Origin of the sequence: Flavobacterium sp. IMCC34518, from assembly GCF_027111095.2 — a bacterium.
In the GTDB taxonomy this organism is placed as follows: domain Bacteria; phylum Bacteroidota; class Bacteroidia; order Flavobacteriales; family Flavobacteriaceae; genus Flavobacterium; species Flavobacterium praedii.
The window spans coordinates 590,019-615,015 of sequence record NZ_CP114284.2 but is presented as its reverse complement, the minus strand read 5'-3'; the positions used below and the strand labels follow the sequence as shown (position 1 = coordinate 615,015).

General features: G+C 32.5%; 29 protein-coding genes and 3 tRNA genes. 16 read left to right on the top strand and 16 right to left on the bottom strand.

Going from position 1 to position 24,997, the window contains the following annotated elements; all coding sequences use genetic code 11:
* Positions 1 to 9: 9 nt before the first annotated feature.
* The 4 genes from OZP06_RS02595 to OZP06_RS02580 are packed head-to-tail and all read right to left on the bottom strand — an operon-like array spanning position 10 to position 3,607.
* Positions 10 to 1,494: an FAD-binding domain-containing protein gene (locus OZP06_RS02595; RefSeq protein ID WP_269223559.1), complete on the bottom strand. Its 1,485-nt coding sequence runs from the start codon at positions 1,492 to 1,494 to the stop codon at positions 10 to 12.
* Between the two features lies 1 nt (position 1,495).
* Entirely contained in the window at positions 1,496 to 1,636 is a 141-nt protein-coding gene (locus tag OZP06_RS02590) for a DUF2256 domain-containing protein (protein WP_269223558.1), read from the bottom strand.
* A 4-nt stretch (positions 1,637 to 1,640) separates the two neighbouring features.
* Positions 1,641 to 2,948, bottom strand: coding sequence for an AarF/UbiB family protein (locus OZP06_RS02585; RefSeq protein WP_269223557.1), 1,308 nt, complete (start codon positions 2,946 to 2,948; stop codon positions 1,641 to 1,643).
* Positions 2,948 to 3,607 (bottom strand): TetR family transcriptional regulator C-terminal domain-containing protein, encoded by a 660-nt coding sequence (locus tag OZP06_RS02580; RefSeq protein ID WP_269223556.1) that lies wholly within the window; start codon positions 3,605 to 3,607, stop codon positions 2,948 to 2,950. Before OZP06_RS02580 ends, OZP06_RS02585 begins: the two co-directional genes overlap by 1 nt.
* Before the next feature lie 118 nt (positions 3,608 to 3,725).
* Here OZP06_RS02580 and OZP06_RS02575 point away from each other — a divergent pair, with 118 nt between their 5' ends.
* Positions 3,726 to 4,637, top strand: a complete 912-nt coding sequence (locus OZP06_RS02575) for a TIGR01777 family oxidoreductase (RefSeq protein ID WP_269223555.1) — start codon at positions 3,726 to 3,728, stop codon at positions 4,635 to 4,637.
* A 9-nt stretch (positions 4,638 to 4,646) separates the two neighbouring features.
* Here the strand turns inward: OZP06_RS02575 and OZP06_RS02570 are convergent, their stop codons facing one another.
* From OZP06_RS02570 to rmuC, 4 genes are all read right to left on the bottom strand, one after another.
* Entirely contained in the window at positions 4,647 to 5,186 is a 540-nt protein-coding gene (locus tag OZP06_RS02570; RefSeq protein ID WP_269223554.1) for a YceI family protein, read from the bottom strand.
* A gap of 234 nt (positions 5,187 to 5,420) precedes the next feature.
* Complete coding sequence (locus tag OZP06_RS02565) at positions 5,421 to 5,969, bottom strand: acyl-CoA thioesterase (protein WP_269223553.1); 549 nt, start codon at positions 5,967 to 5,969, stop codon at positions 5,421 to 5,423.
* A 3-nt stretch (positions 5,970 to 5,972) separates the two neighbouring features.
* Complete coding sequence (locus OZP06_RS02560; RefSeq protein WP_269223552.1) at positions 5,973 to 6,338, bottom strand: 6-phosphogluconate dehydrogenase; 366 nt, start codon at positions 6,336 to 6,338, stop codon at positions 5,973 to 5,975.
* Between the two features lie 7 nt (positions 6,339 to 6,345).
* Positions 6,346 to 7,719, bottom strand: a complete 1,374-nt coding sequence (gene rmuC / locus OZP06_RS02555; RefSeq protein WP_269223551.1) for a DNA recombination protein RmuC — start codon at positions 7,717 to 7,719, stop codon at positions 6,346 to 6,348.
* 176 nt (positions 7,720 to 7,895) lie between these two features.
* On the opposite strand from rmuC, the gene OZP06_RS02550 reads away from it, so the two are divergent.
* The 4 genes from OZP06_RS02550 (at position 7,896) to OZP06_RS02535 (ending at position 11,382) form a co-directional block, all read left to right on the top strand.
* On the top strand, positions 7,896 to 8,762 hold the full coding sequence (locus OZP06_RS02550; RefSeq protein WP_281324192.1) for a protease complex subunit PrcB family protein: 867 nt from the start codon (positions 7,896 to 7,898) through the stop codon (positions 8,760 to 8,762).
* Between the two features lie 95 nt (positions 8,763 to 8,857).
* Complete coding sequence (locus tag OZP06_RS02545; RefSeq protein WP_269223549.1) at positions 8,858 to 9,181, top strand: hypothetical protein; 324 nt, start codon at positions 8,858 to 8,860, stop codon at positions 9,179 to 9,181.
* A gap of 18 nt (positions 9,182 to 9,199) precedes the next feature.
* Positions 9,200 to 9,745, top strand: coding sequence for a sigma-70 family RNA polymerase sigma factor (locus OZP06_RS02540; protein ID WP_281239069.1), 546 nt, complete (start codon positions 9,200 to 9,202; stop codon positions 9,743 to 9,745).
* Positions 9,742 to 11,382, top strand: a complete 1,641-nt coding sequence (locus tag OZP06_RS02535) for a hypothetical protein (protein ID WP_269223547.1) — start codon at positions 9,742 to 9,744, stop codon at positions 11,380 to 11,382. The genes OZP06_RS02540 and OZP06_RS02535 overlap by 4 nt, the downstream gene beginning before the upstream one ends.
* A 263-nt stretch (positions 11,383 to 11,645) precedes the next feature.
* Here the strand turns inward: OZP06_RS02535 and OZP06_RS02530 are convergent, their stop codons facing one another.
* Positions 11,646 to 12,665, bottom strand: coding sequence for an FKBP-type peptidyl-prolyl cis-trans isomerase (locus tag OZP06_RS02530; protein ID WP_281324191.1), 1,020 nt, complete (start codon positions 12,663 to 12,665; stop codon positions 11,646 to 11,648).
* A 79-nt stretch (positions 12,666 to 12,744) separates the two neighbouring features.
* Between OZP06_RS02530 and OZP06_RS02525 the strand changes: the two genes are divergently transcribed.
* Positions 12,745 to 13,134, top strand: coding sequence for a S4 domain-containing protein (locus OZP06_RS02525; protein ID WP_269223545.1), 390 nt, complete (start codon positions 12,745 to 12,747; stop codon positions 13,132 to 13,134).
* Between the two features lie 89 nt (positions 13,135 to 13,223).
* On the top strand, positions 13,224 to 13,724 hold the full coding sequence (locus OZP06_RS02520; protein ID WP_269223544.1) for a phosphoribosyltransferase family protein: 501 nt from the start codon (positions 13,224 to 13,226) through the stop codon (positions 13,722 to 13,724).
* Here the strand turns inward: OZP06_RS02520 and OZP06_RS02515 are convergent.
* Positions 13,716 to 14,234, bottom strand: a complete 519-nt coding sequence (locus OZP06_RS02515; protein ID WP_281324190.1) for a shikimate kinase — start codon at positions 14,232 to 14,234, stop codon at positions 13,716 to 13,718. The two genes, OZP06_RS02520 and OZP06_RS02515, sit on opposite strands and share 9 nt — an antisense overlap.
* A gap of 127 nt (positions 14,235 to 14,361) precedes the next feature.
* Here OZP06_RS02515 and OZP06_RS02510 point away from each other — a divergent pair.
* From OZP06_RS02510 to OZP06_RS02475, 8 genes are all read left to right on the top strand, one after another.
* A tRNA-Lys gene (locus OZP06_RS02510) sits at positions 14,362 to 14,434 on the top strand.
* Between the two features lie 38 nt (positions 14,435 to 14,472).
* Positions 14,473 to 14,545, top strand: a tRNA-Lys gene (locus OZP06_RS02505).
* Between the two features lie 42 nt (positions 14,546 to 14,587).
* A tRNA-Leu gene (locus OZP06_RS02500) sits at positions 14,588 to 14,670 on the top strand.
* 202 nt (positions 14,671 to 14,872) lie between these two features.
* A complete protein-coding gene (locus OZP06_RS02495; protein WP_269223543.1) occupies positions 14,873 to 15,208 on the top strand; it encodes a hypothetical protein in 336 nt (111 codons plus the stop codon).
* 172 nt (positions 15,209 to 15,380) lie between these two features.
* Positions 15,381 to 15,839, top strand: a complete 459-nt coding sequence (locus OZP06_RS02490; protein WP_269223542.1) for a (2Fe-2S)-binding protein — start codon at positions 15,381 to 15,383, stop codon at positions 15,837 to 15,839.
* 2 nt (positions 15,840 to 15,841) lie between these two features.
* Positions 15,842 to 18,025 (top strand): molybdopterin cofactor-binding domain-containing protein, encoded by a 2,184-nt coding sequence (locus OZP06_RS02485; protein WP_269223541.1) that lies wholly within the window; start codon positions 15,842 to 15,844, stop codon positions 18,023 to 18,025.
* Between the two features lie 196 nt (positions 18,026 to 18,221).
* Complete coding sequence (xdhC, locus tag OZP06_RS02480) at positions 18,222 to 18,983, top strand: xanthine dehydrogenase accessory protein XdhC (RefSeq protein ID WP_269223540.1); 762 nt, start codon at positions 18,222 to 18,224, stop codon at positions 18,981 to 18,983.
* Entirely contained in the window at positions 18,973 to 19,614 is a 642-nt protein-coding gene (locus OZP06_RS02475) for an NTP transferase domain-containing protein (protein WP_269223539.1), read from the top strand. The genes xdhC and OZP06_RS02475 overlap by 11 nt, the downstream gene beginning before the upstream one ends.
* A gap of 268 nt (positions 19,615 to 19,882) precedes the next feature.
* On the opposite strand, the gene OZP06_RS02470 is transcribed toward OZP06_RS02475, so the two are convergent.
* From OZP06_RS02470 to OZP06_RS02445, 6 genes are all read right to left on the bottom strand, one after another.
* A complete protein-coding gene (locus OZP06_RS02470; protein WP_269223538.1) occupies positions 19,883 to 20,479 on the bottom strand; it encodes a mobile mystery protein B in 597 nt (198 codons plus the stop codon).
* Positions 20,470 to 20,934 (bottom strand): mobile mystery protein A, encoded by a 465-nt coding sequence (locus OZP06_RS02465; RefSeq protein WP_269223537.1) that lies wholly within the window; start codon positions 20,932 to 20,934, stop codon positions 20,470 to 20,472. Before OZP06_RS02465 ends, OZP06_RS02470 begins: the two co-directional genes overlap by 10 nt.
* A gap of 164 nt (positions 20,935 to 21,098) precedes the next feature.
* A complete protein-coding gene (locus OZP06_RS02460) occupies positions 21,099 to 21,638 on the bottom strand; it encodes a DUF4252 domain-containing protein (protein ID WP_269223536.1) in 540 nt (179 codons plus the stop codon).
* Between the two features lies 1 nt (position 21,639).
* Positions 21,640 to 22,167, bottom strand: a complete 528-nt coding sequence (locus OZP06_RS02455) for a DUF4252 domain-containing protein (RefSeq protein ID WP_281324189.1) — start codon at positions 22,165 to 22,167, stop codon at positions 21,640 to 21,642.
* A 269-nt stretch (positions 22,168 to 22,436) separates the two neighbouring features.
* Positions 22,437 to 22,886: a hypothetical protein gene (locus OZP06_RS02450; protein WP_269223535.1), complete on the bottom strand. Its 450-nt coding sequence runs from the start codon at positions 22,884 to 22,886 to the stop codon at positions 22,437 to 22,439.
* Positions 22,873 to 23,382 (bottom strand): sigma-70 family RNA polymerase sigma factor, encoded by a 510-nt coding sequence (locus tag OZP06_RS02445; protein ID WP_281239084.1) that lies wholly within the window; start codon positions 23,380 to 23,382, stop codon positions 22,873 to 22,875. Before OZP06_RS02445 ends, OZP06_RS02450 begins: the two co-directional genes overlap by 14 nt.
* Before the next feature lie 122 nt (positions 23,383 to 23,504).
* Here OZP06_RS02445 and OZP06_RS02440 point away from each other — a divergent pair, with 122 nt between their 5' ends.
* Positions 23,505 to 24,980, top strand: a complete 1,476-nt coding sequence (locus OZP06_RS02440) for a S41 family peptidase (protein WP_269223534.1) — start codon at positions 23,505 to 23,507, stop codon at positions 24,978 to 24,980.
* Positions 24,981 to 24,997 lie beyond the last annotated feature (17 nt).

Genomic DNA, 24,997 nt, shown 5'->3' with positions numbered 1-24,997 from the left:
TTTATAATTTTAATCACTATCACCTACATCGGTCATGGTATGTAGTTTTAAAATCCTATTGTTTTCTTCTTTCACAAGAGGATTTTTTTTCATGTCCCACAAAAAATCACTAGCGTGTTTTCGAGTTCTGTCAATATTAACGATGGGTTTTGGATAATCTACACCTAAATCAAAATTGCAAAACTTTTGGTCCAAAAAAGTCATTTTTGATGGATTGTGTGCAAAAGGAATAGGAAGTTCTCTTAATTCCGGAACCCATTTTTTTATAAATTCTGCATTAGGATCGTGTTCTAAACTATTTTTTAAGGGATTGTAGATGCGCAACATATTGATTCCAGTTTCTCCTGCTTGCATTTGCAATTGCGGAAAATGAATCCCAGGTTCAAAATCCAAAAACATTTGGGATAAATGTTGGGTGGCTTCTTGCCATGGTTGCCAAAGATTATGGGTAAAAAAGGAAACGACCATAGCACGCATTCTAAAATTCAAATACCCCGTTTCGTTCAAGCATCGCATACAAGCATCTATTATTGGGAAACCTGTTTGCCCCATTTTCCAAGCATCAATAAAGGTATCATTTATTTTCTTTTTTAAAGTATGATAGCCTTTGTTAACGCTCTCAAATTCCATTATTTCTTCCATTTCAAATTTTTGTATAAAATGGGCTTGCCAGGTTAATCTGGAGACAAAGGAATCAATTTGTTTTTTGTCTGTACAAATGAATCTAAAATTGGCGGCTTGCTGCAATACTTGCCTTGAAGATAAATTGCCCCAAGCAATATAAGGAGATAAACGGCTGCAACTTTTTCTGGCTAACAATGGTTTTGAGATATTGCGACCGTAATCCAAATACCGATTGGCAAAAAAACTTTCTAAATATTTATTGGCCATTGAAGCCCCTCCTTTTTGAAAAATAGTATTTGGTATGGTTTCCAATGAAACGGTTTCAAAACTATTTTCTAAAATTTGAATGTTCTCAAGAGACAAGAAATTTTGGGAAGTCGCTTCAAAAGAAAATTGTTTGGAATTCATATAATCTTCCCAAAGTTTTACCCAGTTTTTTCTATTTTCTAAAGCTCTAAAAATGCCATTGTTGGTATTTTCTTTCCATTGGATGAAATTATTTTTGCAAAAGCGTTTAAACGATTTGTCTCTTTCATAAGTAATTTTGATACCTGTTTCCTGATGAGAAAATACAGTGTCAATTTTATAAATTTCTTGTATTGAATTGATAATTGAAATTACTTCTCCTGAAACGCTTAGGATTTTTGTGTTAAATGGCAGCAATTGTTGGTTGATGTCTTGAATGGATTGTTTGATAAAGTTCCAATGTCTCTCGCTATAATGGCCATCCTTTTGTAATGAATTTTCAAAAACATACAATAATAAGGACGGTGTTTTGGACTGAAGGGCATTAAATACAGCTTCGTTGTCTTGCAAACGAAGATCTCTTTTGAACCAAACGATATTGATATGACTTTTAGTAGTGCTCATTTTATTTGCTAATGATTTTGTTTCTCCTGCATTTTTCGCTACAATATTTTACGTCATCCCATTCTTTTTTCCATTTTTTGCGCCAGCTAAAAGGAAGTTTACATACCAAACAAATTTTTGACGGCAACTCAGATTTTTTCAAACCGTTATTCGTATTTTTTATATTGATTCACCACGATGTTGGCTTTTAAATCAAATAACAAATTGTACAGTCCAAAAAACGTACGATTCATGTAAATAAAATGTTTGGAACCTCTATTGCCATTCATTTTTCTTAAGTTGGTATCTTTTGAAAATCGTTCTCCGAGTTGGGCAATATTTCCAAAAAATTCCGGATCCGAAAAATCAAAGGTTTCTCCCTGAAAAGGCTGGGTGAAAAGAGACAATAGATCATAAAACATTTGGGTGAAATAGACAATTTCTTCTGCAGAATCATCAACTCTTAAAATTTCTAATTCAAAAAGTTTCTCATTGAACAATTTTGGATTGTCAAGTATTTTTGGATCTACCAATTCGAAATACGGTATATAAAAATCATTTGGAATCTTCTTCATACAACCAAAATCCAAAGCTACCAATTGATGATTATCGTTAACCAAAAAATTACCGGGATGCGGGTCAGCATGTACTTTTTTCAAAATATGAATTTGATACATGTAAAAATCCCATAACGCTTGTCCTAGCTGGTTTCCCAATTCTTGATTTTCGTTTTTGGCTGTAAATTCAGAAAGATGAATTCCAATCATCCAGTCCATTGTAATGATTTTTTCGGAGGAGAATTCAGGGTAATACTCCGGGAAAACTAAATGCTCAATTTTTTTGCAAGCAGCAACCACTTCACGACTTTGTTCGAGTTCGAGTATGTAATTGGTTTCTTCAATCAACTTGTCTTCCACTTCTTTAAAATACTTATCAGAGTCTTTTCCTTGCAGATTAAACATTCGAATAGCGATGGGTTTTACCAAAGCCAAATCCGAAGAAATACTATTGGCAACACCAGGATATTGAATTTTAACCGCCAGTTTTTTGCCGTTTTTCATGGCAATATGCACTTGACCAATACTGGCTGCATTTACTGAATTGGCATTGAATTCGTCAAAAATTTCATAAGGTGTTTTTCCTAAATTGGATTTGAAAGTTTTTAAAACCAATGGAGCTGAAAGAGGTGGAACTGAAAACTGTGACAACGAAAATTTCTCTACATACGCCTGAGGTAAGAAACTTTTATCCATACTAAGCATTTGAGCTACTTTGAGAGCACTTCCTTTTAAACTCTTTAGGCCATCATAAATGTCTTCGGCATTGTCTTCGTTGAGTTTGTCCCGAGTTAAATCAGAATTGACCATTTTTTCTCCATAATATTTCAAATAGTTCACACCTACTTTGGCACCCGTTTGCACTAGTTTTGAAGCTCTTTCAATTTTTGATGTTGGGATATAGTCTATTGTTTTCATTATTTGTTGTTTATTTTTTCTTTGAATATGAATTTTCCAAAATCAATTAAGCTATCAATTGGTGTAACATCTATTAATTCGAAGGAAACTTTTACCGATTTTTCGATATAGATATCCGTTTTTTCAAATGAAGGGGAAGAATCTTCCATCCAAAATTTTAAGGTTAATAAAAATTGAACCCAAAACGATTCGGTTAATACTTTTTCTTGGTATTGCTGCAATTTTTCAATTTTTATACGAAAATCATCTGTAATTATTTCCGAGATGTAGTCTTTGAATTTAGTTCTAAATTCTGTTAGCAACATTAAGTTTTTTAGTTGATTTTGATGTTGTTTCAAAGCCATAACCACATAACTTCTATTGGCAGTAATTAATTCAAAGAAAGTAAAGTAAAAACTCAAGAGTTTGGTTTTCATGTCGTAACTTTCGTAATTATCGTCTTTCTGCAACAACTCGATTGTTTTATCAAAAAATACATTAAATATTTCTTTTTCAATACTTTCCAGCGTACCAAAAAAAGTATAGAATTCAGCTTCTGTAAAACCATTCACTTTAGAAAAATGAAATACAGATTTTGGTTTTTCATTATGTTCTAAAGTATAGTTCATGTACATGGACACAATTAGGTCTTTGGATAAAGGGGATTTTTTAGTTGCCATTTTAGTTTTTTTTATTTGAGTATAAAGATATGTATGTTTAACGTATTATTAATAATGTTAAACAAAATATTAACTTATATTTGCATAGTCATAATTGATTACCCAAATTTATATCGTAATGAAAAAGAATGTATTAATAACGGGAGGTACTGGTTTTATTGGAAAAAAATTAACAAAATTGTTATTGGATAGCGATTATTCTGTTTCAATACTTACCAGAAACAGTAAACTAAATACTGAAGGAATTTCCTATTATGTTTGGGATGTTGCCTCTCAAAAAATTGATGAAGCTGCTGTACTCAATGCAGATTTTATAATTCATTTGGCGGGAGAGAATATAGCAGCCAAAAGATGGACAGATAAACGCAAGCAAGAAATAGTAGAGAGTAGAACTCAATCTGCTCAATTAATTGGTTCCGTTTTAAAAAAGCATAATAAAAAGGTAGAGGCATTTGTTTCGGCATCTGGAATTGGATATTATGGAGCCATTAATGGGCAAGGTATTTGTACCGAAAACACATTACCTGCCAATGATTTTATAGGTTCAGTTTGTCAAGAATGGGAGAAATCAGCTGATTTGATAAGTAATTTGGGAATTCGAACTGTAAAAATTCGAACTGGTTTAGTTTTGGGTAAAGAGGATGGAATTTTAAATAAATTGAACCCTCTTTTTAAACGTGGTTTAGGAAGTGCATTGGGTAGTGGCAAACAATACATGCCTTGGATTCATGTGTATGATTTGTGTATGATCTATCTTGAAGCTATAAAAAACAACAAAATGGTAGGCGCTTATAATGCCACCATAAATGATAGTACAACTAATTCTAAATTTTCCAAAACATTGTCAAATGCTTTTGGGTTTAAAATGTGGTTGCCAAAAGTCCCTGCTTTTTTGATACGATTGGGAATGGGAGAGATGGCCTGTATTGTTTTGACAGGAAGAAGGGTTTCTTCGGATAAAGTAAAAAGTTTAGGATTTCGATTTAAATTCAAAAATCTTACAGCAGCAATAAAAGATTGTTTAAAATAATAGGTGAATTTAGTTTACGATACAATCAATTCGGGTATTCACTTTTTTAGAAATTTTAGCAATTACAATACTCGGTATTTCGATGTTAAAGTCGTCTGTATTCAATGTAAATAGACTGGTTATTTGTATTCCAGTATTTGCTTTTCTTATTTTAGCATTTACAGCAATCAGTCTCGTTTGACCGTGGATAGTTAGTTTTCCTTTTATCAAAAAATCTTTTTCTTGTTCGGTTATAATATTCAAATCAAATTTTTCAATTATTCCCTTAAAGGTGGCCTTTGGATAGCGGTCACTTTCCATATAATTGCTATTAAAATGTTCTTTCATTAAATCCCTTTTAAATTCAAATTCTTTTATGTTTACAGTGAAGTTAATTTGAGATTTTTTAGGATATAATTCACATCCAACTGTTTCATTTTTGGCTTCGACAGCTTCAAATAAAGGTACCGATGCTTCAAAAGAGATGGTACATTTAGAAGTCGTTAATTTTTCTTGAGCAGTTGCAGTTGCAAAAATAAAAGTCAATACTAATAGAGTAATTTTTTTCATAATCGTTCTATTAAAGGTTCACTTCTAAAGTTACGATTTATAAATAACATTAGTCTTAAAATAACGCTAAAAAAAAATAGCCACATCATAAGTACTGGACTTTTGATGTTGGCTATTTTTTTAGAATCTAAGTTTCTAAGATTTTGTTGTGTGGACTCTTAATTAACTTACTAACCTAGTTCTGATTTAGAAACTTAGTATCTCAATAACTTAGAATCTTTTAAAAAAAAAGAGCTAATCTAAATTAATCTGTACATTGTATTTTTTAAGTGTTTCCATGGTTTCTTTGGATGTGTAATTAAACACCTCTTCATGCAAGTCTTTTTCTTTTTTCAACGCAATTTGTTTTAAAGCATTGCAAAATCGTTTTATGTCTTCAAAGTTTGATAATATTAAGCCAGGAACAGGTACACTATTACCTTCGTTATCTTTGGAAACCATCGTAAAATAAGAGGAGTTACAGTGTTTCTTTATTCCTGTTTGAATGTTTTCTGCTTCAACTCGAATACCAACAACCATAGAACTTTTTCCAACATAATTAACGGAGGCTTTCATGGTTACCAATTCGCCTACTTCAATTGGTTTTAGAAAATTAACAGTATCTACCGAAGCCGTTACGCAGTAGTTACCAGAAAATTTGGATCCGCAAGCAAAGGCTATTTGATCCAGTAATGATAAAATATATCCACCATGAATTTTACCGCTAAAATTGGTGTGCGAAGGCAGCATTAATACCGAAATACTGACATGGGATGAGGCAACAGTTTTGTATCTTTTTTCCATAGATTATTTTTGGTCAAAGGGTGATTTTTCTTTTTGTATCGTTTTAATAAAATATCGAGTCTCTCCCCACCAAGAAAAAGTTCGGTATTTTTCTACATAAGTGAGTTTGACATATTGTCCTTGAAGGTTTTTCATGGTTTCTATAACTTCTTTATCACTGTCTAAAATAGAAAATTTAAAAATTTGAGCACCAGAAATTCCTTGACTTAATTCTCCTTCCCAGGTTTTGATGATGACTCCTTTGTGACTTAATCGGATTAATTCTCCCGATCGAATGCCTTCACTAACGGGAACATAATAGATAAAGGCAAAATAACTTAGAAAACCAATGGTCAATAATGCTATTATGATAGCTAGAATTTTTTTCATATTTGAATTAATTTAAGAGTGAATTTTCGTCGATGTCGGCTCTTTTTAAAATACTTTCGGGTAGTGCTTTTTTGGCTTTGGCTCCCATTTTTTTAAGTTTTTCGACACTGGTGATAAGATTTCCTTTTCCTTCCACGAGTTTATTCATAGCAGCGCCATATTCAACTTTGCTTTCGTCAATTTTTTTGCCAATCTTGATTAAATCGGCCACAAAACCTTCAAATTTATCGTATAATGCACCCGCTTGACGCGCAATTTCAAAAGCATTTTCCTGTTGTTTTTGGTTGGCCCACATGCTATCAATTGTACGCAAAGTGGCCAATAGGGTAGAAGGAGTGACGATTACTATGTTTTTTTCGAATGCTTTATTGTACAAAGAGGTATCTTCATTGAGAGCTATCGCAAATGCAGGTTCCATCGGAATAAAAAGCAAAACAAAATCAGGACTTTCTATTTGGTACAAATCTTGGTAATTTTTGTTTCCCAACTGTTCTACATGAAGTTTTATCGAATTGACATGCTCTTTTAAATAACGTGTTTTTGCCGTTTCATCATCATCTTCATTAATGTATTTTTCATAAGCAGTTAATGAAACTTTAGAATCGACAACCATTTTTTTGCCATCGGGTAAATTGATCACAACGTCTGGAAATACACGATTTCCATCTTCGGTAATATGACTTTGTTGTACTTCGTATTCGCGTCCTTTTTCCAATCCCGATTTTTCGAGAACACGCTCCAGAACCAGTTCGCCCCAGTTTCCTTGCATTTTGCTATCGCCTTTTAGTGCTTTGGTCAAATTGATGGTCTCCTTACTCATTTGAATGTTCATTTCGCGTAGACCCAGTATTTGTTGGCGTAATGCAGCATGATAGTCAATGCTTTCTTTATGAGTATCTTCAACTTTCTTTTCGAATAACTGAATTTTATCTTGGAGTGGCGACAAGATATTTTTCATGTTTTCTTTGTTTTGCTCCGTAAACTTATTCGATTTTTCTTCTAATATTTTATTGGCAAGGTTCTCAAATTCTTTGGTGAATTTTTCTTGTAGTTTTTCAACTTCTTCTTTTTGTTCTTTGTTGCGTTCCCAAAGATTTTCAAAATCGACTTCTTTTTTTGAAAGTTGGATAGCAAGACTATCTTTCTCAATTCTAATCGTTTCTTTTTCGGTTTTTGAAAGTTCCAGTTGCTTTTCGGTTGCGTTTTTGTCTAATAAAAACTGTTCTTTTTGTTGAATAATCTGAGAATGTAGAGCAATTAATTTTTCTTCTAAGCTTACTTTTTCTGACTGAAAACGTGCCGAAAAAATAAGTTTACCCATAAATACACCAATTAAAAGTGCAATAACAAAAACCAATAATAAAGAGAGGATAGTAGACATAAAAATACATTTTAAAAAAAGTAAAAGTACGCATTAATACGTAGTACTTAATTTTTTAAATTGATATTTCACAATTATTTTAATTTCTTTTAAATAAAGTAAAACCTTTTTTTTTAAAACAACGCAACCTTTTTTCTATTTGCTAATCTTATCGTTATACTTAAACTTAATGAATTATGAATAAATATTTTTTACTACTGTTTGTTACTGTTGTTTTTTTTTCTTGTACAGATATGACAAATGATGCTGTCCAAAATTGTGGGGCAGTTTCCAATACTCCTTTCGAAAGTTTTTCGTATTGTGGCCTTTTGAAAGAAAATCCAAAACAATCATCCTTCGTGATTATAAACTCGAACGAAGATCTTTTGAAAATATTCAATACTTGCCCAACGGTTAATGTTGCTCTTCCAGATTTTACTCAAAAAAGAATTCTGGGCCTTTTTGCAGGACCAAAACCTACAGGAGGATTCGGAATAAAAATCCAATCCATTCAAGAAGATGACTGCCAAATTGTAGTGCAGTATTTTGAAACGGAGCCTAAAAAAGATGAAGTGGTAACAACCTTGTTGACTTACCCGTCCGATTATGTAGTGCTTCCAAAATCGAATAAACCAATTGCTTTTCAAAAGGTGTATAAAAATAATGATTATATAGTTATTGGGACTTATTATGGTCAATGCGTTGGAAATGAGTGTTTAACTTTTTTCAGGATGGATAGTCAAAAGGTACTTCGTTATCTGAATGTAACCTATGGTTTGTATGATTTTAATGAATTACGTTATAAATCATTGGCGTATAAAGATGATTTGGCCAGTTTTTATTCTAAAATTCCTGTAGAGATTAAAAATTTGAAAGGTCAGACTAAAACATTTGGATCACCAGACTCAGCTGACCAAGGTGGAGTATATTTTGAATTGCATCAAGGAGATGTTGTAACAAAGGTATTTTTGGATAATAATAATTCTGTAGATCAAAATGAAAACATTTTAGCTTTTAAGAAAATTATTCAGGACAAGATTGTTGAGTTGAAAGGTAAAATTTAAAAATCTGTTTTAATACGGTTTTCTTAGGATTGTAAAAATAAATGGTGATAATCAAAATCATAGTCGCTGTATAATCTTTAAACTATTTTGAAAATATGAAAAATTCAATTATAATTCTGTTCGTGATTTTTACTTTTTGCAGCTGTACTTCTGATTATAATGGAAAGGTCAAATGGAATAAAAAAGAGATTATGAACAGTTGGGCTTGGAAAATTTTTATTTTTACAGATTTAGGTGAAACGAAACCTCTTAAGAAAACCGTAAACAATTTTGACAAAACTAAAGAAGTTATGCCTATTTTTATTGAGGATGACTTTGCAAATTTTAATGCAGAAAATATTTTTCAAAACAATCAAAAAATTGCATTTAGAGATTCAATTGATAAAGAGAATCGAATAGCATTCAAAAGAAAAAAATAACTTTTTCAATCTTATTTCTTGAAAGAAAATTTAGAAACATATATTCGAAAGTGTGTCGAAAACGACCGGGAAGCACAGCTGAAAATTTATCAGCTGTTTTCTCCTGTTTTATATGGACTGTGTCTGAAGTATATGCGAAATGAAGACGATGCCAAAGATGTTTTTCAAGAAGCTTTTGTTATTGCTTTTCAAAAAATGGAGCAATTCAAATTTGAAGGAAGTTTTGAAGGTTGGATCAAGAGAATTTTTATCAATAAACTTTTGGAAACGCTCAAAAAAAGAAAAAAAGATGTTTTGTTTCTAGATGTTTTTGATACGGATATTATAGAAGAAGAGGAATTAGAATTAGTTCCCATCGAACAAAACAAGTTGTTAGAATACATACAAGAATTGCCAGATCAATACCGAATGGTTTTCAATTTATTTGTGTTTGAGAAAATGAAACATAAAGAAATTGCTAAGCTACTTGAAATTACCGAAGGCACATCAAAATCAAATTTGAATAGAGCCAAAGGTATTTTGAAAAAAAGAATTTTGATGGTCTTAAATTTTAAAATTGCATGAAAAATAAAAAAGCAAAATCTATTTTTTCTTCATTGGAAAACTACTCCAGTATTCCACCGCCTGAATTATGGGATAAAATAGAAACACAATTAGATAAGCCAAAAAAGAAAAAACGTGCTATCATCTGGTGGTCGATTGCGGCCAGTTTATTGGTTGGACTTGCCGTTTCTACTGCTTTGTATTTTAATTCCAATCAGCAAAATGATCTTGAATTAAATTTGGAAAATAATACTAATGAAGTTGTTTTACAAGACAATTCAAAGGAAAAATTGGATAAGAATAATAATAAGAGTTTACAAAATAGTAGTAATTCTAATAACAAAAGCGCTAAAAAAGAAAACAAAGAGAGTAGTGCTAAAGAAAAGGCTAAAGTCAGTTTAAATAAAAACCAAATACATTCCAATAATCAAATTGCCATAGTTTCCAATAATTCTTCTAAAACGGAAAAAGATTTAGGACTTAATAATTTGAATCAAAATGGTAAAGAAGATTCAAAATCTAATGCATTAGTTGTGAATCAAAATTTAACAGCAGCTGCCTTTAAATCAAAGCTATTAATTGAAAAATCTGTTCTAGTTATTAATTCAAAAAATAATACAAAAGTTGCTTTAAGAGATCAAAATAATACCATTTTAGTTTCGAATAGCAATAAAGAAATGGTAACAAATGAAGATGCAATTTCAAAATCAGAATTAGCAATTGATAAGTCTATCCATGTTAGTAATTCAAATAGGAATGCGAAAATAGTTGAAAACATCAGAAACACTACCGTTTCAAAATCAAATTTCAATAATTCAAAAGCAATAACAACAAATTCTAAAGATTCGCTAAATAAAATCAATTCAGAAGTGGCTCAATTAGAAAATGCTTTAGTACAATTGGATAAAGAAAAGACCAAAAAAACAAAAGAAAAGGTTTCTGAAACAATAGATAAATGGTCTCTTCAAGTGTTTGCTGGAGTGATGAGTTCTCAGAATTATAACAATCAAAAAGCATTGGGGAATACTGTGGCATCTCAACAAACTTCGGGTTACGGTGTAAAAACTAAGTATAAATTAAACAAAAAATGGGGGGTTAGTTCTGGTTTTGAAATAAATGAACTAGGTCAAAAAATCGATGGAGTTTCGTATTACAATCAACAAAGTTATTCAGGCTTGGTAATGGGTTCATTACCAATTGCAAGTGATGTCAATTTAACAAATTTATCCAAAAGTAATTATGAATTAGTTTCTATATCAAACAATGAAGGGTATTTGTTTGCTTCCAATTCGAATGCAGATACTGGTTTTGAGAAAGGAAATGTTAAGCAAAATTTAAAGTATTTCGAAATGCCTTTAGAAATTTCTTATGCTCTTTTGAACAGAAAGAAAGCAAATATCACTATGAATACGGGAGGTTTTGTTGGAAAGTTAATCTCCAATGATATTACATTGAATGGAAATTCTATAGGTGAAAATAATAATGTAAATGAATATGTGTATGGAACTTTGTTGAGCAGTACATTGCAATATGAAATCTATAAAAAAACCAAGTTTTTCATTGAACCGGGGATGAATTATTACATCAATCCATTAGAAAATCAATCTTTTAATCAATTTCAATGGATGCTTAATGTAGGTTTGAATGTTTCGTTTTAGTTGTGGTAATCGATTTTTCAAAAGTGTTTTATTGCCTGCAGATATAGTTTGAAATTAGAGGCTTTATTGTATTTCGTTTTGCGTTAAAGTAACCTTGTTGTAAATGCTTAAATAGACTAAATCGATTGTTGTGGTTGTTGCATTTTATAAAAACGAAATAATCTTTCGCTATAAATAAAAAATCCCATCTCGTTGTAAAAATAAACTGCCCTCAAGAGTAAGATACTTTTGAGGGCAGTTTTTTTGTAATCTATATGTCAGTATTATTGATTCATAAAGTGGCATTCTTTATCTAAATGTCTTTTTTTCTTTGGATCGTTAGGTATTTTCCCAGAACAGTCCGGAATACTTTCAAATGGATAATACTTTCCATTTATGTCTTTGATCTCTCCTCTTGTGGCATAACCATCTCCATCATCATCAAAATCTATGAAATTAGGAATTCCGTCTTCATCTGTATCATCTGGATTAGGAACACCTGTTGCAAAACTGTTCATGTATCTATCCCCATTTAAATCTTCCTGAAAAGAAGGAATGCCATCTAAATCGTGATCGTATCTCTTTAATGCATATAATTTTATGCTAAATACCAAAGGAGAATAAGCAGGGATTTTTGTTTGGCTACTGTTATAATATCCTAGACCAGAAGGAAGAATCATTACACCTACACCAAAATCATTGTAAGACACAGTCCCGTTTGTGTTAGAAGTAAGCCAACCTGTTTTAAATTGAGGAAAACCTTCTGACCAACCACGAATAACACCGGAACCTCCATCATGACTTGTACCGTCCAGGTTGAACAATGTTTGACCATTATTAGAGGAGTCAAAGACCGTTCCGTCCAATAATGTTCCTTTGTAACCTGCAAAAACACCATCAACATTACAAGGATATTCACCTCCAGAAACTGGCGTTCCTCCTTTTACACCTTCCCTAATGACAAGAGTGTATACTTTATACGTAATGGAATGTAGACTTACATTTCTACTTGTTAATCTTGGTAGGGTAGGGCTATTCAAATAAGAATATAAAGAGGGTTGAATAGCAGCATCTGTAATTTTCTTAATAGTAACATCTTGATCATCTGGAAAACCAGGATGATTTACTACTTCGCTAATATAATTTGTTTTTAAATAATCTTCTATGGCTACAATGTCTAAATTATATTGTTCAGCATAGGGTTTAGGTGGAGTTGCAACCGTATTATTATCATCTTTGTTACATGAACTTATTGAAATGACAGTAGCGATCAAAAAAATAAAATAAAACTTAATTTTGCTCATTATTTGGTGTAGTTTAAGTCGCAAATATACATTAATGATTTACTTTTGTAAAGTATTTAACTTCGTTTTTAGAAAATTCATGAGAATAGACAAATATTTATGGTGTGTTCGGTATTACAAGACCAGAAACATGGTAACCGAAGCGTGTAAAAAAAATCATATTACCGTAAATGGCCTCGTTGCCAAACCATCGAAAGAAGTTTTTCCTACCGATAGAATTACTTTTAGAAAAGACCAAATCACACAAATTATTACCGTACTTGATATTCCTGATAATCGAGTAGGGGCTAAACTTGTTGATATTTACAGGAAAAATGAAACGCCACTGGAAGCTTATGCACACTTAGAATTATTAAAATTATCTAAAGAGCATTATAGAAAAAACGGAACAGGAAGGCCTACCAAAAAAGACAGAAGAGATATTGATGAATTTGGAAATGAAATAATAGAAGAAGATGAAACAGACTAGTTTATTAGGCCTCCAATTTTAGAATTGGATTTAATAACTTAATTTCTTCTAACTTTTTTATCTTTGAAAAAAACAAAAATTATAATGCCATGAGTAAAAATATCATCCTAACGAATCAACAAATAGAGCATACTATCAAAAGAATTGCATATCAAATCTATGAAACTTTTGTAGATGATGATGAAATTGTAATTGCGGGTATTACTAGAAATGGTTTTGTTTTTGCTGAAAAAATCGCGCAATCATTAGCTTCTATTTCGCCTGCCAAGATTTCATTATGTGAGGTACACGTAGATAAACAGAATCCTCAATTGCCTATTACTACATCTTTGACAAAAGAACAGTACAGTAACAAAGGATTGATTCTTGTAGATGATGTGTTGAGTTCTGGAACTACATTAATATATGCTGTCAGACATTTTTTAGATGTTCCTTTAAAAAAGTTTAAAACAGCGGTACTTGTCGATAGAAATCACAAAAAATACCCTATTAAAGCCGATTTTAAAGGAATATCACTTTCTACTTCTCTTTTAGAACATGTAGATGTTGTTTTTGAAAAAAACGGTGAAAGCTACGCTACGTTAAGTTAGTAGATTTAATATGTCATTTACCGTTTCTTCAATGGTTTTATCATCCACGTTCACTTTATATTGAGCGTGGTTGTAATAAAAGCTTCTGTCAAACAGATGTTTTGCAATAAACTCTCGCATCTCTTCCTCATTTTTATCAGCAATAAGAGGTCTTTTGGCTTTATTTGATGCTAATCTTTTATATAAAGTATCAATAGAAGCTTTTAAGTAAATTGATGTCACAGGATCTCCTTTTAATAATTCATGATTATTGGCATAACAAGGAGTTCCTCCTCCTAAACCAATAATTAACTCCTCTGGAAGATTCAATAATTCGACAAAATAAGTGTGCTCTAATTTTCTAAAATAGATCTCTCCATGGTTCTCGAAAATTTGATTTATGGTCAAATTTGTTTTTTTTTCTATAAATTCATCCAAATCAACATACGGAATTTGAATCTTTCCTGATAGCTTATTGGCAATTGTCGACTTCCCGCAACCCATATACCCTAATAATATGATTTTTTTCATTTGAATAAGCCTCTACAAATTAAGGCGTTAAGATTATTTGATTAAAAAAGACAAATTTATAATAAAAATGCTTGGAAACTTCGAAAAAAAGTCCTTATATTTGCACCCGCATTCAAGGAAAGAATATGACTCGATAGCTCAGTTGGTAGAGCACATCACTTTTAATGATGGGGTCCTGGGTTCGAGCCCCAGTCGGGTCACAATTTTAGTGATCAACACATAATTTTCTTGAAGCATTGACTCGATAGCTCAGTTGGTAGAGCACATCACTTTTAATGATGGGGTCCTGGGTTCGAGCCCCAGTCGGGTCACAAAAGGTCGAGTAATTTATTACTTGACCTTTTTTTTTTAAAGGCCACGTGGAGAAACGGTAGACTTGCCAGCTTGAGGGGCTGGTGCTCGCAAGGGCGTGTGGGTTCAAATCCCACCGTGGTCACTAGATGGGACAAAGAAGAAATATTCTTCTTTGTCCCATTTTTATTTGGGTCTAAACTGTTATTAATTATAGGGTTAACATTTTTTTTCAGAATCTAGATACTTTTAATAATAATTTGAAGAGTACAATATTACTGGAATAAAAACGTTAATAGTCAAAAATACAGTGTGTTGTAAATTTGGTTCTGTCGAAAAAGTAGCCCATGAAAAATTTTGTAAAAACTTCATCTATTAAACTGATTTTATTTTTTTGTTTTGGCTTTTTGTTTTTAGGAATCACAAATGCCAATTCTCAGACTGTGCGTTATGATAGTGTAAGCAAACAAAAATACATACTTGTTGATGTTGACAAAACATACGAACGCATAGTCGATAAAGGATACGAATCCCTTGAATTGTTCGAATCGCTTGGCAATTATTATTATGAAAATAAAAATTTTAAAAAATCAAAGCTGTATTTCGACAAACTTTTCGTTAAATACAAACTTTCCCAAATTTCGAAAAAAAGTATTGAGCGATATCATAGTATAAGTAAATAACATTTTAAACAAGACTTTCAATAAGACTCAATTAACAGTAACCAAATTTCAGTTACTGTTTTTTTTTTTTTTTGTAAAAAAAAGCAATACCCAAAATCCTAATTTAAAACCTAGTGTAAAGTTTAAAAATAATAGTAACTTTCAGCTTCTTAATTGCAAAAATCACATTCAAATGATTACACTTATTATCAATAAAAAGAAATACAGTCTCGATGTAGATCCCGAAATGCCATTGCTTTGGGCTATTCGTGATAGTATTGGACTTACAGGAACTAAATTTGGATGCGGAATTGGTGCCTGTGGTGCTTGCAAAGTATTGATTGATAATGTGGCAACTTATTCATGTCTGACTCCTGTTTCAACCGTTATTGGGAAAAGCATAACTACTATTGAAGGGACCTCTGAAAATTTACAATTATTGCAAAAAGCGTGGGAAGAATTTAATGTTCCTCAATGCGGCTATTGCCAACCAGGGCAATTGATAACCGCTACTTCTTTACTTAATTCCAATACAAATCCATCGGATGCTGATATTGATGATTCGATGAGTGGAAATATTTGCCGTTGTGGAACGTACCAACGCATCAAAAATGCCATTAAGCATACTGTTTCACTTAAAAAACAACGATAGTCATGGGTGAAATTCAAAACATAAGTAGAAGAACTTTTATAAAAAATGTTGGATTAGCTTCAGGAGGGTTAATCTTAGCTTGTAATTATACTTTATTTTCTAATGAAACCGAAGATGGAAACATAGCCGAATTCAATCCCAATCTATTCGTTCAATTAAATTCGGATGGAAGTCTTTTTATAGTTTGCTCGCGATCCGAGATGGGGAATGGAGTACGAACTTCCATGACATCTATCGTTGCTGATGAAATGGAAGTTGATTGGAAAAGAGTCAAAGTAAAACAAGCTGTTGGAGATGCCAAATATGGGGATCAAAATACAGATGGTTCCAGAAGTGTAACTGATTTTTACGAAACCATGCGTACAATGGGGGCAATGACCCGAATGATGTTGATTACTGCTGCTGCAAAAACATGGCAAGTTCCTGAAAGTGAATGTACCGCCCAAAATCACTTTATTATTCATACTAGTGGAAAAAAAATAGGATTTGGAGAATTAGTAGATTTAGTAAAAACATTACCCGTTCCAACAAATATCACTTACAAAAAACCAAAAGATTTCAAATACATTGGCAAAACCCTAAAAAGTATCGACGTTAAAGAATTTTCAAACGGAAGTGCCATTTACGGTCTTGATAAACGCTTACCCAACATGAAAGTTGTGGCTATTGCCAGATGTCCCGTTACCTTTGGGACCGTCAAATCTTTTAACAAAACTGCTGCCATGAAAATTAGCGGTGTTGAGGATGTTATCGAAATTCCAAGAATCGAAAGACCTTTTGGACCTCTGGGAGGTGTTGCTGTAATCGCTTCGAATACTTGGGCTGCTTTTAAAGGAAAAGAAGCGCTCGAAATACAATGGAATTACAGCAAAAATGAAAGTTATGATTCGGATGCCTATAGAACCGAATTGACAGAAAGGGTACATAAATCGGGAAAGGTTGAAAAAGAAACGGGGGATATAAGTAAAGCTTTTAAGGAAGCAGCAAAAGTGGTTGAAAGTACTTTTCAATTACCACATCTAGCACATGCACCTATGGAGGTTCCTAATTCTGTGGCGTGGGTGCAAGGAGATACGTGCGAAGTTTGGGCTCCAACCCAATCTCCACAAACAGCAAGAGAAGAAGTATTTACATATTTAGGAACTACAATTGATAAAGTCACTATAAATGTAACGTTTCTTGGAGGTGGCTTTGGTCGTAAATCAAAACCAGATTATATTGTAGAAGCTGTCATGGTTTCTAAAGCAATTAATGCTCCAGTTCAAGTTGTTTGGACACGGGAAGATGACATAAAACATGGTTACTATCACACAGTGAGTTCTCAATATATGAAAGCATCGCTAGACAATCAAGGTAATGTTACCGGTTGGTTACACCGTTCTGCTTTTCCTTCGATTGCATCAACCTTTCAGCCTGGAACTGAATATCCTGCAGGTTGGGAAATTGCCACAGCTGCAGATGTTCCTTTTGATATAAAAAACATGAAAATTGAATCGGCAAAAGCTCCTGCAATGGTTCGAATTGGCTGGATGAGATCGGTAATCAATATTCTACACGGATTTTCTATCAATGTTTTTGCCGATGAATTGGCACATGCAGCCAAACAAGATCCTTTGGAATTCCGATTGAAATTAATTGGAGCGGATCGTATCGAAGACACTAAAGATCCTATTAAATACAATACGGCTCGCCTCAAAAATGTTTTAAAGAAGGCAGCCAAAAATGCCAACTGGGGAAGACCATTACCCAAAGGACATGCATACGGACTTGCGGTTCAATATAGTTTTTATTCCTACGTTGCCTCGGTAGTCGAAGTTTCTATGATTGATGATAAAGTAAAAGTTCATAACATTTATACGGTTATTGATTGCGGAACGGCTGTCAATAGAGATACCATAAAAGCCCAATTAGAAGGAGCTGCTATCTTTGGGATGTCATTAGCATACTACGGGAAAATTACGGCTAAGGATGGCGCTATCGAACAAAATAGCTATAGTGATTATCGAATGATTCGAATGAACGAAGCCCCCAAAGTGCATGTCGAAATTGTTGATAGCATCGAAAAACCAACTGGAGTAGGGGAGCCAGGTGTTCCTGTTATTGCACCTGCTATAATCAATGCGATATTTAAACTAACAGGAAAACGATATTACAATTTACCGTTAAGCGATTACGATCTAGTTTAATAGGCCTAACCAAAGCAATACTAAATCAATAAAATTAGCCACAGATTAAATCGATTTTCACAGATTCCTTTCTGACACTACAAAAATCTGTGAAATCTGTGAAATCTTTGGCAAAAAATACGGGATAAGTTTTGCGGACAATTCTATTGTTTAATTTAGTTATAAATAAAAAATCCTCAACGAATACCTATTCTTAATGAACAATTGGATTGAACTATTACACGATTTTAAAAGTAAAAAGAAACCCATTGCACTCGTTACTGTAACCAAAATTCTTGGTTCGGCTCCTTGCAGAGTAGCTTCTAAAATGATTGTTACCCTTCAAAAAGAAATCTATGGAACCATTGGCGGAGGAAAATTAGAATTTCAAGTAATTGATGAAGCGGTTCGTGCTATAAAAGAAAATAAAATTATCGAGTCCACTTATACTTTAGGCCCCGAATTTGAACAATGTTGCGGCGGAAAAGTAGAATTAATTATTGAACCCATGAATCAATCCCCAGAATTATACTTATTTGGCGCAGGTCATATAGGTGTTGCTATATGCAATGTTCTAAAAGACACTCCATTTTCTATTACACTTCTGGATACTCGAGAAAATTGGAAAGACACTATCGAAATTGATCAAACCGTTTCTTACAGTTCCGTTCCTTTCGACTTTTATAAACAAACTATAAATTGGGGATCCAATTGTTATGTGGTTATTTTGACGCACGATCATAAACTCGATTTTGAAATTACGGCTTTGGCTTTGCATCAACCAACCAAATACATTGGATTGATTGGCAGCAAAACCAAGAAAAACAAATTCAATAACTTACTGATAAATGAATTGAATTACAAAGCAGGTATTTCCTCGGTTCATTGCCCAATTGGGTTGGATTTGGGAGGTAATTCCCCTAAAGAAATCGCCATTAGTGTCGCCTCCGAATTATTGAAAGTCTATTATGGAAAATAATACCGTATTTGTATTGTTGGCTGGTGGAAAATCTGAACGAATGGGTATGGCAAAAGGCTTGCTACTATACAAGGAAAATTTTTGGATTTTGGAACAATTAAACCGTATTTCGGCTTCAACAATTACAGATGTTTTTATTGGACTTGGGCATAATTACGAAGAATATTTAAACAAAATCCCTTCGTTTTCAGAAGCGAAATCGCATTTTGTTCTTTATAAAAATTTAAAAATAAGAGTTGTAATAAATAAGAAACCAGAACAAGGTTCTTTCTCCACTCTTCAGACTGTTTTACAGCAAATACCCAAAAACAAATCAGTTCTGATTAGTCCTATTGATGTTCCAATATTAAATTCTAACGAACTACAAAATATTATCGAAGCTCAAAACCAAATTGTACTTCCCAATTTTGAACACAAAAATGGCCATCCTATAAAATTACATTCTGATTTTTGGAACCCTCTTCTTTTGCTAAATCCAACTGACCAAAACAGCCGATTGGATTTGGAAATCAAAAAAATAAACCCTTTCAAAATAACAAGAATAGCAGTAATCGATTCCTGTATTCTAAAAAATTTAAACACTCCAAACGATTGGATAGAGTTTACAAATTCTAATCAAAAATTACCATAAAAAAAGCGTCTCGAAATTAATCGAAACGCTTTTTTAAAATTAAATTCAAACCCAAATATAAATTAACCCAAATACTTTTCTGGTTTGAAGTTTTTCTCCCAAGGGTAAATAGGGTTAAGCTTTTTTCTCGCTAATGCGCTAAGGTCGGACGAATCACTTTGCGCCTTTGCGCCTTTGCGAGAGTTTTAATTTAAAATATATGCGAGAATTTCTGACGCTTATTAATGTATAAGCTTATTGGACTAAAATAGATGTAACTGTTATTACATCATGATTTTGCAAATTCAATCAAAGGTTCAATTTTATTTGCATCTGCCAATTTAATAGCCATTATATAATTTAATCTTGAATCCGTTTGATTTACTAAATTATTTCCTCCCCAAGAAAAGAAAGAACCAACAAATAATTTCTCCATTATTAAGTCTGCTATAAGTCTAGAATGCCTCCCATTACCATTTGCAAAACAATGGATACTTACCAATCTGTGTTTAAAACGAACTGCTATTTCTTCTTGTTGGTAAACATTATTATCAATCCAAAACAAGCAGTCATCTAATAGTATTCTTAATTCAGTAGCAATTAAATAACTTTTTACTCCAATATTTTTTTCTGATTTTCTAAATTCCCCTGCCCATTTCCAAACATCGCCATACATTTTCTTATGAAGTTCTTTTATGAATTTCTCTGAAAGCAATTGTTCTTTTTTCAATTTCCGACCAAATGTCCATTGAATTGCTTTCTCTATATTTTGTTGCTCAAACTCATTCAACTCTTCACGTATTGTAATGGATTTAATTAAAAGCCCATCTTTTTCGTCCTCATTGAGTTCTGTTTGACCTTGAATGTAGTTAATCTTTAATCCCATAAATACTTTGGCATTTCATTTTTAATCTCAACCGTTTTTTGGGCAATAGCTTTTTTGATGCGTTCCTCAGAATTTTGCTGGTCCTCCAACGTCATGGAATTATTTGTTCGCATTACAATTTCACGAGCAATTTCATTAGCTCTTTTCTCAATCATTTGTTCCAAACTTTCGTGTTTTGACACAAAACCGTAAACCAATTTCATATCCAAAGCACGAGCCACTTGCTGCAAAGAATTAATAGAAATAGTCCCATTTACCTCACGCTCTTCCATTTGTTTAATGTTTTGAGCGGTAAAATTCATTCTATTTCCCAATTGCCGCAATGACATTTTCAAGGCAGTCCGAAAAGTATTAATCCAACCTTTTGGTGGTATAATAACCGATTGAAGCGAACGAAAAGTAATTAATTTTCTATCCGTTTGATCTAATATTAATTGTTGCTTTGTATTTTTCATCAACCTATAGGTTTAAAGTATTACAACAAATTTAAACTTATAAATTTAAATATACAACATTTTTTTAAACCTTAAGATTGAAAAAAAATGAAGTGAGTATTGATATGCCATAAAAAAAGCGCTCCGAAATCAATCGAAACGCTTTTTTAAAATTAAATTCAAACCTATTTTTTTATCAATTCCTGCAAGGGTTTCAATTGTTCCAAATCTATTTTGGATTCTTGCAAAACCGAAATCATATTCATAATATTCGTTGGGTTCATATCTTTTCCTAAAACTCTCACGACAGCAAAACCAGCATCTTTTTTATTAGCAAAAAAGACAAATTCATTGATGTGATCGTCTGATCCTACATAACTTACAGAAGCTCCTTCTTTTCCAGAACCAAATTTCATTAATTGTTGATAAACGGTGTCTTTCAGAATCAAATTAACCTTGGCACGTTCTGTTTCAAATTGAGTTTTGTTATTAGCATTCAATTTAAAGGCTAAAACATTTATTTTGTCAAAAGAATGCAAGGCTTCCTTTTGGGCCACCGTTAATTTTGCTTTGTCAAGATTCAAAATGTTTGAGGAAATATCCAAGGCAATAAAGTCCTTGTTCTCTGTATTTTCTACAAAATATTTTTGCAAAGTAGGCTCCGAGTTGCAACTTCCCAAAATCAAACTGAGTAACAGTGTGATTAAAAATAATAGGATTCTCATTTTACTTTTTACCTTTTGTTGCTTTTTTCAAATCATCACCTCCAGGAATTCTCATTTTGTCTGTCAATACAGAGATTTCATTCAAATCAAAGTCTCCTGTCAATGACATCAAAACCGTATCTTCCTCTTTGCCACCTTCAATAAACATTAACAATTCTTTTATTTGGGTGTCTTTGGCTCCAGATTTTACCATGATTTTGATGTTTCTGCCTTTGTCATTCACACGCATCAATTCTTCCAAACCTGCAGTTTTAATGTATTTATCCGCTGTAGCTTTCATTTCGCCTTCAACACGGACACTTTGAGTAGTAAACACTTTCAAATTATCCAATTTCTTGATCAAGTTCATGTATTGTTGCGCCTCTTTATCCGAAGTGTCTACTTTTACTTTACTCATCAATTCGAACATTTTTTTATTTACAACTATTGACGTTACATCATCTTGTCCGTCAAATTTATCAAATGCTCCTTGTGCAAAAAACGGACTTGATACCAATACTACTACTAATGTGATTATTAACTTCTTCATTTTATTTTGATTTAATGATTATTTTTAAAATTTCAATTCAACTTACTCGGCTTGAATGCTCTAGAATCACTCTCGCTTTATTTTTTAATATTTTTATTTTCTTCAACTACTTTTTAAAATCTTTTGGGCGTGTCCCTGCGTAAAAACTTCGGGTCGGGCTGTACGTTCCCGCTTTTTTTGATCCCGTAAAAAAAAACGGTATCAAAAAAGAGCTCCACTGCCATCCCTCACGCAAGAACTTAATTGGTTAATCATGACATTTGTTCCTTTTATTCAACAAATACTTTTTCTTTGGTTACTTCATAAACTTTGATATATTGAATACTTTCTACACCTACATTTACATGAGTCGATAACATTGCCAATGCTTTTTGGGTAGCCTGTAAAGCCTCTTCTGGATTATCATAAGTTCCTAATTCCTTACTTTCTTTAGCAATATGCATATTGTTATAGGTGTACGTTCCAATTCCCAGTAACACAACAATAGATGCTGCTATTGCTAGCCAATTTATTTTTCGTTTTCTTGAAACAAAAAGCGGTTTTTTAGTAAGCTTTTGTGCTTTTGAAACTTCAAAATACCCAAATATGGCTTTGTATTGTTCTAAATGAGTCGCTACATTGGCTGATGAAAAATAGTTTTTCAACTCTGTTTCTTCTGCAATACTGGTTTCTCCTTCAAAGTATTTTTCTAAAAGTACTTCTATTTTATTGAACTCCATAACGATGTGTTTTTAACATGTATTCTCTAATTGTTTTTCTTGCTCTTGAAAGTGCTACGCGTACAGCAGTTTCATTCATTTCTAGTATTTTAGCGATTTCTTCAAATTCGCATTGCTCTACATCACGCAATTGTATTATTAACCGCTGTTGTTCAGGCAATTGGTTGATGTATTTTTCTACCCAATCCAAACTATCTGTATCTTCTACTTTTTTTTCTAAACTAGGTTCCCTGTCTGTAAAATTAGTATGCACAATTTTAAGATTACTGGCCCGTTTTGATTTTAATTGATCCAAACAATAATTTTTTGTCATTGTCATTGCCATTGCTTCAACACTGTTATATGAATCTAAGTTCTCATTTTTACTCCATAATTTCACCAAAATTTCTTGAGTAGCATCTTCTGCTTCCTCTGTGCTCACGAGTAATCGCTTTGCCAATCGAAAGAGCTTATCTTTGAATGGATTGATTAAATGCACAAATTCGTTTTGGTTCATAAAAATGGTTTCATTAACTCGGTTATACAATCAAGACGAGGCACAATTATATTTGTTACAAAAAAAATAAAATTAAACTAAAGTTAGTATTTTTGCGTTGTATACTTACAACCAAAACCAATATGAAGACAACTTTCAAAATTACGCTTTTAGCATTCATAGCTCTCATTACTTTTCAGAGTTGTGAAGACATGGATGATGTAGCACCACCAGCTTCATTAGAAGTGAATGATTTCATTTGGAAAGGTCTTAATTTATATTATTTGTGGCAAGCTGAGGTGCCAAATTTGGCCGACAAAAGATTTGCTAATCAATCGGAATTAAATACTTTTTTGAGTGGATATCCAAAACCGGAAACATTATTCCAAAGTTTGTTAAACAAGCCAGTAAGTTTATATCCTAAAAAAGGAGAAGCTGTTGACCGTTTCAGTTGGATTGTAAGTGATTATTTAGAACTGGAAGGGATGCTTCAAGGAACTACAAAAAATGATGGTATGGATTTTGGTCTCTACCTTAAATCTTCAAGTTCCGATGATATTTTTGGATACGTACGTTACATCATCCCCAATTCAGATGCGTCCAAAAAAGACATCAAACGTGGCGATATTTTTTATGGCGTTAATGGAGTACAATTGAACAGATCTAATTATATTTCTTTATTGTTAAATTCAGAAAGTTATACTTTAAATCTAGCGGATTATGATAGTGGAAAAATTACACCAAACGGAAAATCAGTTCAATTAACAAAAACGGAGCTTGCCGAGAATCCAATATTAGTAAATAATGTAATAGAAACAGGAGGTCACAAAATAGGATATTTAATGTACAATGGCTTTTATCCCAATTATGACATTCCACTTAATGATGCTTTTGGCACACTAAAATCGCAAGGTATAACGGACTTTGTTTTAGACCTCAGATACAATTCCGGTGGTTCTGTTCAATCTGCTACACGATTAGCGAGTATGATAACGGGACAATTTACAGACAAAGTATTTTCTAAACAACGTTGGAACGATAAGATCAATGCATTTTATGAGTCAGAAGATCCAGAAGCATTAAAAAATTTGTTTACAAACACTATTGATGGTATTCCTATAAACAGTTTAAACCGTAACAAAATATACATATTGACATCAAAAAGTACTGCTTCGGCTAGCGAGTTGGTGATAAATGGTTTGAAACCTTATATAGATGTGGTTCAAATTGGAGATAAAACAACAGGAAAAAATGTGGGATCAATTACCATTTATGATTCGCCAACTTTTGGTAAAACCAAACGTAATCCGAATCATCGATATGCGATGCAACCACTAGTTTTGAAAATAGTAAATGCAAATGATTTTGGGGATTATGTTAATGGCTTAGATCCCGATTATGTACTCCTAGAAAATGTTGCCAATATGGGTGTATTAGGTGCTATATCAGATCCATTATTGAGTACAGCCATTGGTAAAATTACAGGAACAGCCAAAATGATTAAAAAGAGTTCAGGTAAAATATTTCCTCATTTTGAAGATTCAAAATCAATAAATGGCGTACAAAATCAAATGTATATTGAAAAAGTGCCAGAAGGGCTTTTAAAATCTTTGGAATAAATAAAACAAATACTAAA

Bases quoted from the DNA above. Each gene is read 5' to 3' on its own strand.
- OZP06_RS02455 (WP_281324189.1), bottom strand. From the start codon at position 22,167: ATGAAGAAGTTAATAATCACATTAGTAGTAGTATTGGTATCAAGTCCG.
- rmuC (WP_269223551.1), bottom strand. From the start codon at position 7,719: ATGTCTACTATCCTCTCTTTATTATTGGTTTTTGTTATTGCACTTTTA.
- OZP06_RS02550 (WP_281324192.1), top strand. From the start codon at position 7,896: ATGAATAAATATTTTTTACTACTGTTTGTTACTGTTGTTTTTTTTTCT.
- OZP06_RS02470 (WP_269223538.1), bottom strand. From the start codon at position 20,479: ATGGGATTAAAGATTAACTACATTCAAGGTCAAACAGAACTCAATGAG.
- OZP06_RS02560 (WP_269223552.1), bottom strand. From the start codon at position 6,338: ATGAAAAAAATTCTAGCTATCATAATAGCATTATTGACCATTGGTTTT.
- OZP06_RS02515 (WP_281324190.1), bottom strand. From the start codon at position 14,234: ATGAAAAAAATCATATTATTAGGGTATATGGGTTGCGGGAAGTCGACA.
- OZP06_RS02450 (WP_269223535.1), bottom strand. From the start codon at position 22,886: ATGGAGTTCAATAAAATAGAAGTACTTTTAGAAAAATACTTTGAAGGA.
- OZP06_RS02485 (WP_269223541.1), top strand. From the start codon at position 15,842: ATGGGTGAAATTCAAAACATAAGTAGAAGAACTTTTATAAAAAATGTT.
- OZP06_RS02575 (WP_269223555.1), top strand. From the start codon at position 3,726: ATGAAAAAGAATGTATTAATAACGGGAGGTACTGGTTTTATTGGAAAA.
- OZP06_RS02530 (WP_281324191.1), bottom strand. From the start codon at position 12,665: ATGAGCAAAATTAAGTTTTATTTTATTTTTTTGATCGCTACTGTCATT.
- OZP06_RS02440 (WP_269223534.1), top strand. From the start codon at position 23,505: ATGAAGACAACTTTCAAAATTACGCTTTTAGCATTCATAGCTCTCATT.
- OZP06_RS02585 (WP_269223557.1), bottom strand. From the start codon at position 2,948: ATGAAAACAATAGACTATATCCCAACATCAAAAATTGAAAGAGCTTCA.
- OZP06_RS02525 (WP_269223545.1), top strand. From the start codon at position 12,745: ATGAGAATAGACAAATATTTATGGTGTGTTCGGTATTACAAGACCAGA.
- OZP06_RS02460 (WP_269223536.1), bottom strand. From the start codon at position 21,638: ATGAGAATCCTATTATTTTTAATCACACTGTTACTCAGTTTGATTTTG.
- OZP06_RS02475 (WP_269223539.1), top strand. From the start codon at position 18,973: ATGGAAAATAATACCGTATTTGTATTGTTGGCTGGTGGAAAATCTGAA.
- OZP06_RS02565 (WP_269223553.1), bottom strand. From the start codon at position 5,969: ATGGAAAAAAGATACAAAACTGTTGCCTCATCCCATGTCAGTATTTCG.
- OZP06_RS02445 (WP_281239084.1), bottom strand. From the start codon at position 23,382: ATGAACCAAAACGAATTTGTGCATTTAATCAATCCATTCAAAGATAAG.
- OZP06_RS02545 (WP_269223549.1), top strand. From the start codon at position 8,858: ATGAAAAATTCAATTATAATTCTGTTCGTGATTTTTACTTTTTGCAGC.
- OZP06_RS02580 (WP_269223556.1), bottom strand. From the start codon at position 3,607: ATGGCAACTAAAAAATCCCCTTTATCCAAAGACCTAATTGTGTCCATG.
- OZP06_RS02595 (WP_269223559.1), bottom strand. From the start codon at position 1,494: ATGAGCACTACTAAAAGTCATATCAATATCGTTTGGTTCAAAAGAGAT.
- OZP06_RS02495 (WP_269223543.1), top strand. From the start codon at position 14,873: ATGAAAAATTTTGTAAAAACTTCATCTATTAAACTGATTTTATTTTTT.
- xdhC (WP_269223540.1), top strand. From the start codon at position 18,222: ATGAACAATTGGATTGAACTATTACACGATTTTAAAAGTAAAAAGAAA.
- OZP06_RS02570 (WP_269223554.1), bottom strand. From the start codon at position 5,186: ATGAAAAAAATTACTCTATTAGTATTGACTTTTATTTTTGCAACTGCA.
- OZP06_RS02490 (WP_269223542.1), top strand. From the start codon at position 15,381: ATGATTACACTTATTATCAATAAAAAGAAATACAGTCTCGATGTAGAT.
- OZP06_RS02520 (WP_269223544.1), top strand. From the start codon at position 13,224: ATGAGTAAAAATATCATCCTAACGAATCAACAAATAGAGCATACTATC.
- OZP06_RS02535 (WP_269223547.1), top strand. From the start codon at position 9,742: ATGAAAAATAAAAAAGCAAAATCTATTTTTTCTTCATTGGAAAACTAC.
- OZP06_RS02465 (WP_269223537.1), bottom strand. From the start codon at position 20,934: ATGAAAAATACAAAGCAACAATTAATATTAGATCAAACGGATAGAAAA.